Raw genomic sequence first — 14,298 nt, 5'->3', positions numbered from 1 at the left:
AAGGACGTCGGTCTGCCGACAGCGGGCCTGCGGCGGTCGCCCGGCCTGCGGCGAGCGGAGGTCGTGATACTCACCGAGGTGACGTCAGCAGGCGACGACTCTCAGGATGACTCCCCGTAGTAGGTGGCGATCGCGGCGGCGCGGTAGCGAAGGGAAGTGCGCAACGACCGCGGGGCCAGTGCTTCCGCGTCTGTGGTGAGCTGCCACAGCGCCCATTCGGCGTGTCGCGAGTCTTGGAAGATCACCTCCAGCCGCAGCCAGCCGTTTGTGTCGGTTTCTTCGGCGCGGACGGCCAGTGCGGTGCTCACCAATTCCTCCCGCCGGGCTGGGTTCACCCGTACCAGCACGGCGATTCGGTCGCCGCCGGCCCGGAACCGCGCGCTGCGTTCCTGCCACGCCCGGTCCAGATCGACCCGGCCTGGTCGCTGTGCCGGTTCGGAGAGTTCCTTCGCAGCCAGCACCCGCGACAGCCGGTAGGTGCGGTCCGCGCCAGATCTCGTGGCCAGCAGGTAGCCCTGGTCGCGAACGATGACCAAGCCGATCGGGTCCACCGTGCGCCACTTCGGGGTCTGGTCCACAGCCGCGTAGTGGATGCGCAGCTTGTGTCCGGCGAACACCGCGCGCCGGATCTCCGTCGATATGGTGTCGGGCACTTCCTCAGCGATCAGCCGACGCGACAGCAGATCGGTCTGCGGATCGATGAGCAATCGCTCGGCCACGCCAGCCGCGGTGTCCCGATAGCTTTCGGGTAGCGCGTCGATCACCTTGAGCATCGCCGAAGCAAGCGCCGAGCCGAGGCCGAATGCCTGTGCGCCGCGACGTGATCCGGCGACCAGCAGGGCAAGCGCCTCGTCGTGGTTCAGCCCGGTGAGCTCGGTCCGAAACCCGGGTAACAACGCGTAACCGCCGTGTCGGCCGCGTTCGGCGTAGACCGGGACACCGGCCGCGGACAGCGCCTCGATGTCGCGCAACACGGTGCGGGTGGACACCTCCAGCTCGTCGGCCAGCTCGGCCGCAGTCAGCCGACCACGCTGGCGCAGCAGTAGCACCAGCGAGACCAACCGGTCGGCGCGCATACGAAAAACTCTAACGAATACACGACACACGATGTCGTGATTCGCTGGGAGGCTCATCACCACGGCGTCACGGACAGCGGCTATCGGGCCGACAGGACGTACGTACTTCGAAATCGAATGGAGCTGATGTGGTAGCGGAACGAACGGCGGTCAACCCGGTGACGTGGTCGGTGGAGATGGGATTCAACCAAGGCGAGCTCGTCTGCGGCCACACCCGGACCCTGTACTGCTCCGGGCAGACCGCGATGGGCGGCGACGGCAAGCCCCAGCATGACGGTGACATGGCGGCGCAGTTGGCGCTGAGCCTCGACAACCTGGAAGCCGTGCTGGGCGAGGCCGACATGTCTCTCGCGAACGTCGTCCGGCTCAACGTCTACACCACCGACGTCGATCTGCTTTTCCAGCACTACGGTGTGCTGGCGTCGAGGTTGGGTGCTTCCCGGGTGGCGCCGACTACCACGATGCTCGGGGTCACACGGCTGGCGATCCCGGGCCAGTTGGTCGAGCTCGAGGGAACCGCCGTCGCGTGATGCCAACTCCGTCGAGCACATGACCGCCGGGAACTGGTCCGACCGGCCCGTGCCGCATCAGGTGCGGGAATCGGTTTCCCGTCGCACGGATTCGATGATGGCTTCCCGGATTGGCCGCCAGCGCAGATCGAGATCGGCCAGCGTGCGGGAGTCGTCGGTCGGCGTGGCGGTGGTCAGCAACCACGCCGCCTCGTAGCTGAGGCCCGCGCTGATCGGGAGGAATCGGGCGGCGGCGTCGGTGAGCCGTCCGATTCCCAGCAGGGCGGCCTTCGGCACCGGTATCCGGCGGATCCGTTGCCCGGCAGCGCTTTCCAAGATGTCCACGATCTCGTCGAAGGCCACCAGGTGACCGCCGCACAGATAGCGCCTCGGTCCGAGACCGGGGCGCATGACGGCGGCGTGCACGGCGGCCACGTCCCGGACGTCGATCATCTGCATTCCGCCCTGGATTCGCGGTGCGACGCGGGCCCGCAGGATGGCGCCCCAACCGTCGGAGGTGATTCCGGCCTGTGTCCCGAGACCGGGGCCGACGACGCTGGACGGATAGGTGATCACCACGGGAGCGCCGGTCGCCTGCAATGCCCGCGCGATGCGATCGGCGGCCGACTTGGTGCGGCCATAGGCACTGCGACCCGGTGCGGTGGGGCTGTCCGGCGTGATGACCGGATCGGGGCTGGGAAACAGCGCGCTGTAGCTGGCCACGTGCACGATCGGGTCCAGCCCGAGCGCCGTCGCGCGGGCGAGCACCATCGCCGTGGCGTCCGCGTTGACCTCCCACATCAGCTGCTCGCGCCGGTTGTCGGTGCCGACCACGCCTGCCGCGTGCAGAACGGCGTCGCATCCGACGAGCAACTTCTCCACGGTCTGCGGGGCCCTGATGTCACCGGGCAGCACCGAGAGCATGGCCGGCGTGGTGTCGAACATGCCGACCACCGCGGCGAGGGACTCGCTCGGATGGACCAGCAGAACGACCTGATGCCCGTCCCGCAATAGTGCGGAAACGGTGTGCGCACCGAGATAGCCGGTGCCGCCGGTGACCGCGATTCGCATACCGGCTACCCCTCGTCGCTACCGGTCGGCGTCCACGCGCTCGCCGCTCGCGCCGCCGTGCCGGTATCAGCCGGTGTGCCTTTCGGTCCGCCCATCTCGTTCCTCCGTCGCCACGGGTTCCGCCGTCCGGTCCACCGCCGCCGCGTCCACGGCACACGCGACAATGGCCGCACATCGGAAGCATCGGTACAAATTCGATGCCAGTGGCATCGTAATGGAGGTCAGGAAGCGGCATGGGCGAAACGGCGCGGGACCCGCATTCGGCGACCCGGAGCGCGGGCCGGCCCCGGGACGAGTCGGTCGAGCAGCGCGTGCTGGCGACCGTGCGGGAGATGCTGGTCGAGGTGGGTTGGGACGGGTTGAGCGTGCGGGCGGTGGCGGCACGCGCGGGGGTCGGCCGGGCGTCCATCGGTCGCCGCTGGCAATCGAAGGCCGAACTGGTGCTGCACGCCGTCCTCGGTGAGACGCCGGATCTGGGCCCGTTCGAGGGAACCGATCGGAAGGGATGGATCGAGTGGGTGCTGCGCGGCAGCCGGGAACTGTTCGCGCGTGACGATGTTCGCGCGGCCGTGCCCGGCCTGCTGACCGCGCTCGATCGCGATCGGCAATTGCGCGACCAGCTGTGGGCCGGATTCAGCACACCCGCGGCCGCGCTGTTCGCCGCGGGCGACACCGAATCGCGTGCGCGATCCGAACTGGATGCCAGGGCCGTCATCGCGCTGGCGGCCGGTGCGGCGCTGTTCCTGGAGTTCGTCGCCGACGGTGACGACACCGCGCTGATCCACCGGCGCATCGGCGAACTCCTGCGCCGCGCCGTGCTCGAGCACTGAGCGGCCCGAACCGCCGAAAATCCGGTTGACATCGCGTTCGGTCCGCTCAGTACAGTGGGCCGGTGATTCGCACCGCCGCGCTGGCCCATGTCCGGGATCGTCGCCTGCTACAGGCGCGCTCGGTCGGCAAGGACGTCTTCTACATGGCCGGCGGCAAGATCGACCCGGGCGAGACGCCCGAGGCGGCATTGCACCGCGAGGTGCGCGAAGAACTCGGCGTCGGCGTCGTCGCCTACGACGAGTTGGGCGTGTTCCGGGCCGAGGCGTACGGGCACTCCCCCGGCACCCAGCTGCACATGACCTGTTTCACCGCGGAACTCGACGGCGAGCCGCGACCCACCAGCGAGATCGCCGAGCTGCGCTACTTCACCGTGCGCGAGTACGCCGCCATGGACCACGTCGCCCCCGGCTCGATGCTGGTCTTTCGCAGGTTGCACGAACTCGGCGCGGTCGACTGGTAGCTCACCGAGAAAACTTGGCGCACAGAGGTTTCCGGAAGTGCGAGCTCCCGGCCGCATCACGCGCCGTTCTGCTGCGGACCGCGCAGAAAACGACCGACGGCGGTCTCGTCCAAGGCGAGCGCCTTGACGACCGCCGCCGCGCCCACGATCACCATCGACAGGACGAAAAGCCAACTGACCGTGGTGAAGGCCAGGCCGAGAGGGCCGAAATGTGCTTCGGCGTTCGCAGTGGTCCGCGGCAGGACCACCCGGCCCACCGCGTGCATCGCGGTCAGACCGGCCGCGGTGAGCACTCCGGACACCCACAACAGCCGCCCGGTCAGCGCTCCCTTCGTGAGCAAGAAGGGCGCGACCGTCCAGACGCACGCCCAGACGGCCAGCTCACCGGCCAAGGCGAGCGGTCCACCCGCATACCGGATTCGCGTGAGTTCCCTGGTCTGTCCCACCAGCGCCACCGCGATCGCGACGGCGAGCAGCGCGGCGAGCCAGCGCCACGCATCGCGGGGGCCAAGGGTCGGCACCTTCCATACCGCCGCGTAGACGCGAGCGAGCGCCCGCGCGAACGAGGTCCCGCCGAGCACGACCATGAGCAGTCCGACCACGCCGAACGCCGCCAGCGTCGGGTCGCCCGAACTCGTGCCGGTTTCGGCGCCCAGAGAGCCGGAATCGAACCCGAACTGGTCGTTGATCGTCTCCGCCGCCGCATGCCACCCGCTGAACACGGACGCGGCGATGATCACCGGCAGCACCGAGGTGAAGATCTGCGCGGCGAGCACCATCGACCGATCGACGATCTGGACCTCCGCCAAGCCATCGATCACCCGGCGCACGGTGCGGCCCTGGGGCGTTCCGCGCAGCCATCCGGTCGCTGCCCGGCTTCGTGCCAGCGAGACTTCCCGGGCCAATGCCACGGACAACTTCACCGACCGCACCGCGATTCACTTCCTCTGCTCATCCGGCCGCGAAGGGCGGATTCGCGCGACTGGTCCGCTCCGTCTCGACGTCCGGCCCCTCCCGAACCGGTCGTCGCCCGGCCAGGAGAACTCACGCATTTCGCCGAATCGACGCTACGCCGCGCTCATGGCGACTCGCGCACATTCCGGCAACAATTGCGCCGCTCGTGACCGGGAAAAGCGGCGACCCGCGAAACGGCACTCCGGGGCCGCGCGCCTGTGCAAGGATCGAGTGCACCGACAGCATTGGACAGACGTATGCGTGCGGCCCCGTTCCCGGGCAATTCCACGCATCGCACCGAATGGCGCATACGGGATTTCTCCACCGAAACAGGAGTAGGCAGATGATTTCCAAGAAAAGCGTCAGTGGAATCGCCGCTGTGGCCGTCGCGCTGCTCATGACCGCGGCGTGCGGGTCCGACGACGGCTCGAATTCTTCGGCGACGACGACCGAGCAGACCCACCCCCTGCGCAGCAGCCTGGCCGCCACCGCGTCCTCGGCCGTGCGCTCGGGCCTGAACACCGCGCAGCAGGTGATCCAGGACGGGATCAACGCGGCGCTGGCCGCAGCGCCGATCACCTTCGACAGCGGCAGCTCCGACCTCAGCGGGACGGACGTCGCCACCATCAAAGTGGTAGCGGTCCCGTTGAAAGGCAACGACGCCAAGGTGGAGATCACGACCTACGCCCAGGACGAGAACCCCGCCACCGCCAAATCCGTGGCCAAGGCCAGGGGCGACAACATCGCGGCCGAACTCGAGTCCGCGGGCGTCGAGAAGTCGCGCATCACCGTGAAACCCCAGGGCAACCCGACCGACCAGAACATCAAGGTCGACGAAGCGAAGATCGAGGTGCTCGGCAGCTGACCGTGTCGCCATCGGGCCGGTCCCCGGCCCGATGGCGCCGGACTCACCAAGGGCTTCATCCCGCGCATGGTGACCAGGCTGCGTCCGCGAATCCAGGAGCTCACGAGCGACTGGTCGACAAGGCCTTGGAGGCAGGCGAATTCGACCTCGTCGAGATGATCGCCTACCCGCTGCCGCTGATCACTCACGAGATTGCGCAGCCGGGTGTGGTCCGGCGGCTCCATCCACAGGAACGGCGTGGCCGACCGGCTCGAATCGTGGCCGGGTTCGGGTCGAGGTAGTACCGGGTGTAGCCGTCGACCGCGGTCTCCAGTCGAATGCCCAGAGATGCGCCGACGCGTGGGTTTTCGCGAAGTCCCCGCTCGAAAACCGTGGTCGATTCGGTGACGCGGGACGCCACGGTTCCGTTGGCGTGAGTGTCGATGCTGGTCATGGCTCTTCCTCCCTGCGAACGTTGCCCTGCTATTCGACCAGCGCCCGATGAACCCCACCCGACGGCATCCGCTTGCATACCGACATTCGATCGGGTGATAGGACACTTTTCGTAGCGAATCCGCCGCATCGGCACCGTCCTGCGCCCATCGCGGCGTGCGCTAGGGTTCGAACTCGTGTCCAAGCTGCGGCGACGGGTGGTCGAGGCTGCGGAAGCGGCGCTCGTCCAACGCAAATACGTGTCGGCGGTCGATGTGTTCGCCGTTCTGGGGTGGGTGCGGTCCGGTCAGGTCGATCGCTGGCGACAGGGGCAGGCGCCGTCGCTGGAGCAGGTCACGGCGGTGGACGGGCGACGAATGCTCGAAGCGGCGGATCTGCTGGGCGAGTGGGCTCGCGAGCACGGGCTGACCGCGAGCACAGCGGCGTATCTGTCGAGCGGCCGCGACCGCGAGGCGTTGTGGTTCGTCGACGACGGCGACGACACGGTGTTCCGGGTGCACTGGCTCTCGGCGGAGCTCAGCCCGGCGCGGCGTGAGCATGTCGTCCAGCGCCAGAACCGGGCCCCGGATCTGACGGTGATCGAGGCCGCTGAGCCTTCGACGTGCGCGGAATGCGCCGAGACCGGCTCGTATCTGATCACCTCCGCGGCCGGGCCGCTGTGCCTCACCTGTTCGGACCTAGATCATCTGGAGTTCCTGCCGGCCGGGAACGCGGCGTTGAGCCGGCGCGCCAAGAAGGAGAGCACCCTCGCCGCCGTGGTGGTCCGCTTCAACCGGCGGCGCAAACGCTACGAACGACTGGGCATCCTCGTCGAGGAAGCCGCCCTCACCCGCGCCGAACAGCAATGCCTGGCCGACGAAGAGGCCCGTTCCCGCCGCCGCGACCGCGACCGGGTGCGCCGCGCCGCCGAGGACGACGAATACCGCGCCCGCATGTCCGACGAGATCCGGCGGCTGTTCCCCGGCTGCCCCGCCGACCGCGCCACCGAGATAGCCGAACACGCCGCCGCCCGCGGCAGCGGCCGCGTAGGCCGCACCGCCGCCGCCAAACTCCTGTCCCCCGAAGCGCTCACCCTCGCCGTCATAGCCTCCATCCGCCACCGCGACACCGACTACGACCACCTCCTCATGACCGGCATCCCCCGCTCGGAGGCCAGAGCCCGTATCCGGCCCACCGTCGACCATGTCCTCGAAAACTGGCGCGGTTGAGGCGGCGCTCGGGGTCAGCGCGTGGTCAGGTCATTTTTCGGCCCGTCTCCCGCCGCCTCCGGCGAACGACGGGCATGCTCGGCCACCCAGACGCCGACGCCGATCGCTCCGGCGACCGGCCATGACACCAGCCCGGTGACCGCCGCCGCGCCGAGTCCGCCGAAATAGAGCAACGACTCCCGGTCCGGTACCCGATTGCGCACCGCCGTGGTCGCCGAGGAAACACCGGTCGCCACGCTGCGCGGCCCGGGCGGCAGCGGAAGTCGCGCCATCCGCATCCCGAGCGTCGGAACCGGCACACGCACCCCGCCGCGATCGGCGGTCGCGGTGCCGGTGCCGGTCGGCGCTTCGGTCCCGGCGGGCGGCGCGGAACGTGCCTTCTCCGGTGATTCGGAACCGGACTCGCGGACCTTCTCGGTTGCTGTCTTGGCCATGACCGCTCCTTCCTGCGCCCTGCACCTCGTCGCTGTGTATGTGATCCAGCCAAGCCGTGCTCGCCCCGCATCGCAACCCCTGGTCGGGATGCATTCGGTCGCGAAGTGACAAACGAACGGACACCGCCGGACGTTCGCGGCCGTGGCCCACGGCGGATCGGATGTCCAGCGCGGATGTGCGGTCTCCGCTTCGGACGCAGGGACTCTCCCAGTAGTGGCTGTTCAGTTGCTATGCATCACGATACCCACAATGAAGCGCGTCAAAATCGCCAGTTATCTTCGAGGCCAGTGGATTTTTCGCGCATTCCCGAACTCACCACTTCATGTTGCTGATAGTTTGCCGACGATGCACTCTGATGCCCCCCACTGTTCGGCGAATGCGGCGAACTACCCCTGGAGGTCAAGGTCGTGACTCGTCCGTTTCTTCGTTTGCTCGGCAGTAAACGCATCGGTTCCGCCCGTGCCATCGGCGCGTGCTGCGGAATGGCAGTCACTCTTCTGCTGGGGACGGCGGCAACCGCGGAACCGCTCTATCCGCAGCCCGATCCGGACCCGTTCTACGCCGCGCCGGCCGATCTGGCGGCGCACCGTCCCGGTGACATACTCGACGCGCGCGTCTTGCCACCGCTTCCGCTGTTCCCCGGCGCAACCGTCCGGTTGGTCGAGTTCCGGTCCACGAATTCGCGGGGCGCGCCGATTTCGGCCACGACAACGATCCTCACTCCCCTCGGCCAGCGGCCCGGCATGCCGCTGTTGTCGTATCAGCACTTCATCAACTCGCTCGGCACGCACTGCGCGGTGTCGCACCTGCTCTACAACAACGATCCGAACCTGTCGCTGACGACGCCGATGTTGAACGTCCTGCTGGCGCAGGGCTGGACGGTAGCGCTGCCGGACCATCTCGGACCGCAGTTCGCGCTCGGCGCCGGGCGTTTGGGCGGCCAGATCACGTTGGACGGTATCCGCGCGGCCAAACAGCTACCCGAACTCGGCTTGCAGAGCAGCCCGACCGCGCTGGCCGGTTACTCCGGCGGCGGTCTCGCCACGGCATGGGCGGCCGAGCTGCAACCGACCTACGCGCCCGACCTGCGGCTCGCGGGCGCGGCCATCGGCGGCGCCCCGATGAACCTGGTGACGATGGCCAAAGCGTTGGGTTTCGAACCGCATCCGGCGTTCGGCCTGGCCATGGCGACGGCGATCGGCCTGGAACGGGAGTACCCGGACCGCGTGCCGACCAGCCAATCACTGAACGAGCGCGGTCTGGCGCTTCGCGACGAGATGGCCAACAGCTGCACCAACGACATCCTCGCCGCGGGCGTGAACGGCAGCGCGCGCGACTATGTGACCTCTACATCGGTCTTCGACACTCCGGCCGCGTGGTCGGTGGTCGAGGAGAACAGTGTGGAGCTCTACCCGAGCGCCCCGGAAATCCCCATTTTCGAATGGCATTCACCGAGCGATGGGCTGATTCCGATCGATGCCATCGACAACACCAATCGCCATTGGTGCTCGGCCGGGGTGCCCGTGCAGACACTGCGCGTGGCCGAGGTGGAGCATCTGACCGCAGCGGTCCTCGGCGCCCCCTCGGTGCTGCCGTGGCTCCAAGGCCGGGTTCGCGGAGAGCCCGCGCCCAGCACCTGCTGACGTCGGCTCACCACCTCCCGGAGTAGCGATCGCGCGCTCGGAAACTTCGGATGGTCGGGCCCGGCGGACGAGTCGGGCCCGATCCGGATTGCGCGCAGATTCCCGGGGTAGACCGCAAATACAGGAGGTGATGACATGCCGAAGGCTTGGACCGACAAGCAGGAACGCCAGTACGAGCACATCACGGACTCGGCGAAATCCCGGGGCGCGAGCACCGGGCGCGCGAAGGAGATCGCCGCTCGCACGGTCAACAAGAACCGCGCCCAGTCCGGACAATCCAAGACTGCGAGCAAGACGTCGACCGACGACAAGTCCCCGCAGCAGCGCGGCGGTCAGCGTTCGCACAGCGGCGCCCGCGGGCCGACCCGCGACCAGCTGTACAACGAGGCCAAGAAGCGCAATGTCGAAGGCCGCTCGAAGATGACGAAGAAAGAGCTGGCGCACGCGCTCGGACGGGACTGACGCGACGCGCGGCTCGGCGACGAAGAAGCGAAAGGAGTGGAGATGACCAAGCAGCAGGAAACGGGCACCATCACCGGCACCAGGGACAAGGACTACAACCTGATCTGGTTCGTCGAGGCGTCCCTCGAGAACGCACTGCGTCTGGACACGTTCATCCAGGACGCGGAACGCGACGGAGACACCGAGCTGGTGGAGTTCTTCCGCAAGGCGCAGGCCGACAGCCGCAAGGGCGGCCGGATGGGTAAGGAACTGCTTGCCAACCGTCTCGCCCAATCGAATACGTGACTTTTCGCAGACGAGCGGCGGACGGGAGCCCGAGTGGGTTCCCGTCCGCCGCTGGTTCACAGGTCGTCCGGATCCGCACCGGCCCCTCGTGACGCGGTCCCGGCCGCGCCTTCGGACCACCGCACCCGGCGGTCGCCGGGCCGGGCCGGGAAGAGTCCGATGCACCGGTCCACCGCGGTGTCGTCGCCGACATCCTGGGTAAGCCGCTCTCGAACCTCGTCACCGAGCCAAGGAGCAGATATGCGCGTCGTCGTGGTCGGTGCCACCGGAAACGTCGGAACGAGCCTGCTGGAGACACTGTCGGCCGAAGCCGGAGTCAGTTCGATCGTCGGGATCGCGCGGCGGGTGCCGGGCATCCCTCGCCCGGGTGTGGAGTGGGTGCGCGCGGATGTGCGAACCGACGACCTGGAGTCCCATTTCCACGGAGCCGATGTGGTCGTGCATCTGGCATGGCTGTTCCAGCCCACCCATCAGCCCATGGTCACGTGGCGCGCAAATGTCGGCGGCACGGAACGCGTGCTGCGCGCCGTCGCCGCGGCGCAGGTCCCCGCGTTGGTCTACGCCTCCTCCGTCGGCGCCTACTCCCCGCGCCAGAGCGACGAGCCGGTGCCGGAGAGCTGGCCGACCGACGGCTGGCCACCCGCCGCTTACATGCGGGAGAAGGCTTACGTCGAAAGGCTGCTCGATCGGTTCGAGGCCGAGAATCAGGATCGCCGCGTGGTTCGCATGCGCCCGGCGTTCATCTTCAGCAGGCACACCGCCAGTCAGCAACGGCGTCTGTTCGCCGGTCCGCTGCTACCGAACCGCCTGATGCGGCCTGGTCTCCCGCCGATCCTGCCGATTCCGCGCGGCCTGCGGTTCCAGGCGGTGCACAGCTCCGACGTCGGGCGCGCGTACGCGCTCGCGATCGCGACCGATGCTCGTGGCCCGTTCAACCTGGCCGCGGAGCCGGTGATCGATCGCTCCTGGCTGTCCGCGGTCTTCGATGCCCGGGTGGTGTCCGTTCCGCCTGCGGTGATCCGCGCCGCACTCGCGCTGGGCTGGCACGCGCGGACACTGCCCGCTACGCCGGACCTGTTGGACGGGGTGATGCACCTGCCGATCATGGACACCGGCCGCGCGCGGGCGGAGCTGGGCTGGACACCTCGGTTCACCGCCGTCGACGCACTCCGGCACCTGATCTCCGGGCTGCGGGCGGGCGCGGGGGAAGACACCCCGCCACTGGCCGGCGACGCGGGCGGGCCATGGCGCTGGAAGGAATTCACCTCGGGCGTCGGTGGCCGCGAAATCGGCGTCGGCTAGTCACTCGGCCGAGTGCGCGGCGCGCTGAACGGGCGCTCCGGCCAGCACCTCTTCGATACGGGCGCTCGAGGACCGGCCCGCCGCGTGCAATGGTTCCGTCGAGCGCAGCGTGCGGCTGAGGACGAAAGCGCCCTCGAGGCTCGTGAGAACGGCGAGGATGAGATCGCGAGCGTCCGGGACGGACAGGCCGCGGCGGACGAAGTAGTCGGTGCCCTCGTCGATCCAGGAGGCGATGACTTCGGCGGCGACGTCGCGCAGCGCGGGTTCGCTGTCGGCGATCTCACCCGCGACGGTGCCGACCGGGCACATGTTGAGCCAGCCGGTCTGCTCGATCTGTTCGGCGGCCGCCGCGAAGGCGGCGGGTATCGCTTCGCGCAAGTCGTCGTGTGCGTCGAGCAGCAGCGGGAGCAACTGGATGTACGCGGCCCCGGACGTGCGCAACGCCGCGGCGGCGACCTGCGGTTTGCCCTCGGGAAAGTGGTGATAGAGCGACCCCATCGGAGCCCGAGCGGCGACGGTGAGTTGCTTGACGCTGGTGCCCGCATAGCCCTGCGTTCGCATCAACTCTGCCATCGCGGTGACGAGGCGCTCCCGGGTGCTGGTTGACATCTTCTCGGTCACCCTTCCAGACTAGAGCAAACACTCTAGAGTGATCGCTCGAATGGAGGCGGACATGCCTGTGATCGAACTGCCCGCGGGACGGGTGCACTACGTCGAGCGCGGCGAGGGACCTCCGGTCGTCCTGTTGCACGGCCTGCTGATGAACCACACGGTCTGGGACGAGGTGATCGACGCCCTACCCGAAGGCTTCCGGTACCTGTTGCCGGACCTGCCGCTCGGCGCCCATCCCCTGCCGCTGCGCCCCGGCGTCGACCTGAGTTTGCGCGGCCTGAACCACCTGATCGCCGATTTCCTCGCCGCGCTCGACCTGCGCGACGTCACGCTCGTACACAGCGATTGGGGCGGTGCGCTGTTCCTCACCGCCTACGGGCTGGACGAACGCGTCGGCAGGCTGATCGTGCTGCCGTGCGAGGCGTTCGACAACTTCCCACCCGGCCTGCCGGGCAAGATGGCCACCGTCGCCACTCACCTCCCGGGCGGCATCTCGCTGGCGCTGCGGCAGTTGCGCGTTCGGTGGCTGCGCCGCTCGCCGTTGCTGTTCGGTTGGATGGCGCGGCGCCCATTGTCCGATGCGCTGGTGCGCGGCTGGACCGAGCCGGGACTGCGCGACGCACGGATCCGGCGGGACCTGCTCGCCTACACCAGGTCGGCGTTCCCGAAACGAGAATTGATCGCCCACACCGAAGCACTGCGCGACTTCCGTGGAGACGCCCTGATCCTGTGGTCTTCGGCGGGCAAGGTGATGCCGCGCCGGCACGGCCCCCGGCTCGCGGAACTCATTCCCGCGGCCCGGCTGGTCGAAATCGATGACGCGTACGTACTGTCCATGCTCGACCAGCCCGCCGCCGTAGCCGAGGCGATGTCGGCGTTCCTGCTCGACAACCGCACCGCACCGGGGCGTGACAAGCGCTCGCCGCGATAGCGCCCGCGAGTCACGCTTCGTCCGGCACGCCGAGGACACCCCGCCCGATCACCCCGGCGATCACCTCCGTCGAATACGCCATGAGCTGGCCTGCCTGGGCATCGCGCAGATGACGTTGGATCGGCGACCGCTTCAGATACCCCGAGCCGCCGCCGACCCGAACGCCGAGCTGCGCCACGTCGACCGCCACTTTGTTCGCGAGGTACTTGGCTCGGGACAGGTTGTCGAAGAACAGCGCGATCCCATGGTCGGCCTGCCACAATGCCTGTTCGTAGAGCGCGTGCGCGGCGGCGAGCCGGGTCTGCGCGTCCGCGACCTCGTACTGCACCCACTGCTGGTGGCCCAAGGGCTTGCCGAGGATTTCCCTGGTGCGTGCGTGCTCGACCAGCGCGTCCAGCGCGGCATCGGCGATGCCGAGCGAAATCGCGGGAAGCCCGGCCGGGATCACCGCGAAATCTCCCGGACGCGGTGCGCGGCCGCGGTACTCGGCACGCAGCAGAGTGTCGTCGAACGCGAGCAGCTGGCTGCGCGTGGCGCGCAGGCCGAGAGTGTCCCAGATCGGGATGATCGATACCGTTTCGTCGGGGACCACGCCGAAGAAAGCGGGTTCCCCCGCCACGAGCGCGTTGACCAGCAGATAATCAGCGATCTCGCTCCCGGAGACGAACCGCTTCGCCCCGCTCAGCGACCACCCGCCCGCGGTCGGCTCGGCGACGTGCTGCGGCTGGAGGAAGCGGTTCCCGCTCGCCGGTTCGGACAACGCGTTCGCGAAGCGCTTACCCGACCGGAACTCGTCGGCGAAGAACGATCCCGAACTCTCGCCGGTGAATTCCGCGAGGGCGACGCCCGCCCCCGCGTGCATGGTCCAGATCGTCGCGGTGGACGGATCGGCTCGGGCCAGGATCCTGACGAGGCGACCGAGTCCCAGGTAGCTCAGGCCCGCGCCACCGGCCGATTCGGGCAGGACCGCGTGATCCGCCCCGGCCTCGTGCAACGCCTCCAGATGCTCGACGGCGAGTTCGGCGCGCTCGTCGTAGTCGGCCGCCACGGCCGCGAATCCGGTCGCCAAGTCGGCGACCCGGTCGAGCAATTCCCGCTCGCCGTCGCGGACCGGAACGATGAAATGCGCATTCGTCACGAAATGCTCTCTGGTCGAGGGGAATCGGCGAGCAAGGCTCGCCGGCTGATCTCCCCCGAGGGTACGCAGCCCGCGCCGACTTGC

The 14,298-nt window shown here is 68.6% G+C and carries 16 protein-coding genes; 10 read left to right on the top strand and 6 right to left on the bottom strand.

The window, feature by feature from the left end:
- Positions 1-101: 101 nt before the first annotated feature.
- Positions 102-1,076, bottom strand: coding sequence for a helix-turn-helix transcriptional regulator (locus ACWEH3_RS26350; RefSeq protein WP_450020213.1), 975 nt, complete (start codon positions 1,074-1,076; stop codon positions 102-104).
- Positions 1,077-1,252: 176 nt separating this feature from the next.
- Between ACWEH3_RS26350 and ACWEH3_RS26345 the strand changes: the two genes are divergently transcribed.
- On the top strand, positions 1,253-1,606 hold the full coding sequence (locus ACWEH3_RS26345; protein WP_450020291.1) for a RidA family protein: 354 nt from the start codon (positions 1,253-1,255) through the stop codon (positions 1,604-1,606).
- Positions 1,607-1,663: 57 nt separating this feature from the next.
- Here the strand turns inward: ACWEH3_RS26345 and ACWEH3_RS26340 are convergent, their stop codons facing one another.
- Positions 1,664-2,656, bottom strand: coding sequence for an NAD-dependent epimerase/dehydratase family protein (locus tag ACWEH3_RS26340; RefSeq protein ID WP_450020215.1), 993 nt, complete (start codon positions 2,654-2,656; stop codon positions 1,664-1,666).
- A 233-nt stretch (positions 2,657-2,889) separates the two neighbouring features.
- On the opposite strand from ACWEH3_RS26340, the gene ACWEH3_RS26335 reads away from it, so the two are divergent.
- The gene (locus ACWEH3_RS26335) at positions 2,890-3,486 is read left to right on the top strand and encodes a helix-turn-helix domain-containing protein (RefSeq protein WP_450020217.1); all 597 of its coding nucleotides are present in this window, start codon (positions 2,890-2,892) and stop codon (positions 3,484-3,486) included.
- Positions 3,487-3,548: 62 nt separating this feature from the next.
- Positions 3,549-3,947: an NUDIX hydrolase gene (locus ACWEH3_RS26330; protein ID WP_379252722.1), complete on the top strand. Its 399-nt coding sequence runs from the start codon at positions 3,549-3,551 to the stop codon at positions 3,945-3,947.
- Between the two features lie 56 nt (positions 3,948-4,003).
- Here the strand turns inward: ACWEH3_RS26330 and ACWEH3_RS26325 are convergent, their stop codons facing one another.
- Positions 4,004-4,879 carry a hypothetical protein gene (locus tag ACWEH3_RS26325; protein ID WP_450020220.1) on the bottom strand — a complete coding sequence of 292 codons (876 nt, stop codon included), beginning with the start codon at positions 4,877-4,879 and terminating at the stop codon, positions 4,004-4,006.
- 365 nt (positions 4,880-5,244) lie between these two features.
- On the opposite strand from ACWEH3_RS26325, the gene ACWEH3_RS26320 reads away from it, so the two are divergent.
- Together ACWEH3_RS26320 and ACWEH3_RS26315 are read left to right on the top strand one after the other, a co-directional pair.
- The gene (locus tag ACWEH3_RS26320) at positions 5,245-5,766 is read left to right on the top strand and encodes an OmpA family protein (RefSeq protein WP_450020222.1); all 522 of its coding nucleotides are present in this window, start codon (positions 5,245-5,247) and stop codon (positions 5,764-5,766) included.
- A 608-nt stretch (positions 5,767-6,374) separates the two neighbouring features.
- A complete protein-coding gene (locus ACWEH3_RS26315; protein WP_450020224.1) occupies positions 6,375-7,406 on the top strand; it encodes a DUF2293 domain-containing protein in 1,032 nt (343 codons plus the stop codon).
- Positions 7,407-7,420: 14 nt separating this feature from the next.
- Here ACWEH3_RS26315 and ACWEH3_RS26310 read toward each other — a convergent pair whose 3' ends face one another.
- On the bottom strand, positions 7,421-7,840 hold the full coding sequence (locus tag ACWEH3_RS26310; protein ID WP_450020226.1) for a hypothetical protein: 420 nt from the start codon (positions 7,838-7,840) through the stop codon (positions 7,421-7,423).
- A 483-nt stretch (positions 7,841-8,323) separates the two neighbouring features.
- On the opposite strand from ACWEH3_RS26310, the gene ACWEH3_RS26305 reads away from it, so the two are divergent.
- From ACWEH3_RS26305 to ACWEH3_RS26290, 4 genes are all read left to right on the top strand, one after another.
- Complete coding sequence (locus ACWEH3_RS26305) at positions 8,324-9,484, top strand: lipase family protein (protein ID WP_450020228.1); 1,161 nt, start codon at positions 8,324-8,326, stop codon at positions 9,482-9,484.
- A gap of 135 nt (positions 9,485-9,619) precedes the next feature.
- Positions 9,620-9,946 carry a plasmid stabilization protein gene (locus ACWEH3_RS26300; protein ID WP_450020230.1) on the top strand — a complete coding sequence of 109 codons (327 nt, stop codon included), beginning with the start codon at positions 9,620-9,622 and terminating at the stop codon, positions 9,944-9,946.
- A gap of 42 nt (positions 9,947-9,988) precedes the next feature.
- Positions 9,989-10,231 carry a hypothetical protein gene (locus ACWEH3_RS26295; RefSeq protein WP_450020232.1) on the top strand — a complete coding sequence of 81 codons (243 nt, stop codon included), beginning with the start codon at positions 9,989-9,991 and terminating at the stop codon, positions 10,229-10,231.
- 240 nt (positions 10,232-10,471) lie between these two features.
- On the top strand, positions 10,472-11,533 hold the full coding sequence (locus tag ACWEH3_RS26290; protein WP_450020234.1) for an NAD-dependent epimerase/dehydratase family protein: 1,062 nt from the start codon (positions 10,472-10,474) through the stop codon (positions 11,531-11,533).
- On the opposite strand, the gene ACWEH3_RS26285 is transcribed toward ACWEH3_RS26290, so the two are convergent.
- On the bottom strand, positions 11,534-12,142 hold the full coding sequence (locus ACWEH3_RS26285) for a TetR/AcrR family transcriptional regulator (protein WP_450020293.1): 609 nt from the start codon (positions 12,140-12,142) through the stop codon (positions 11,534-11,536).
- Positions 12,143-12,206: 64 nt separating this feature from the next.
- Here ACWEH3_RS26285 and ACWEH3_RS26280 point away from each other — a divergent pair, with 64 nt between their 5' ends.
- Positions 12,207-13,076 carry an alpha/beta fold hydrolase gene (locus ACWEH3_RS26280; RefSeq protein WP_450020236.1) on the top strand — a complete coding sequence of 290 codons (870 nt, stop codon included), beginning with the start codon at positions 12,207-12,209 and terminating at the stop codon, positions 13,074-13,076.
- Positions 13,077-13,086: 10 nt separating this feature from the next.
- On the opposite strand, the gene ACWEH3_RS26275 is transcribed toward ACWEH3_RS26280, so the two are convergent.
- On the bottom strand, positions 13,087-14,214 hold the full coding sequence (locus ACWEH3_RS26275; protein WP_450020238.1) for an acyl-CoA dehydrogenase family protein: 1,128 nt from the start codon (positions 14,212-14,214) through the stop codon (positions 13,087-13,089).
- Between the last annotated feature and the right edge of the window lie 84 nt (positions 14,215-14,298).

Source organism: Nocardia sp. NPDC004718 (genome assembly GCF_053601535.1).
This window is presented reverse-complemented; position numbering and strand designations above follow the sequence as displayed.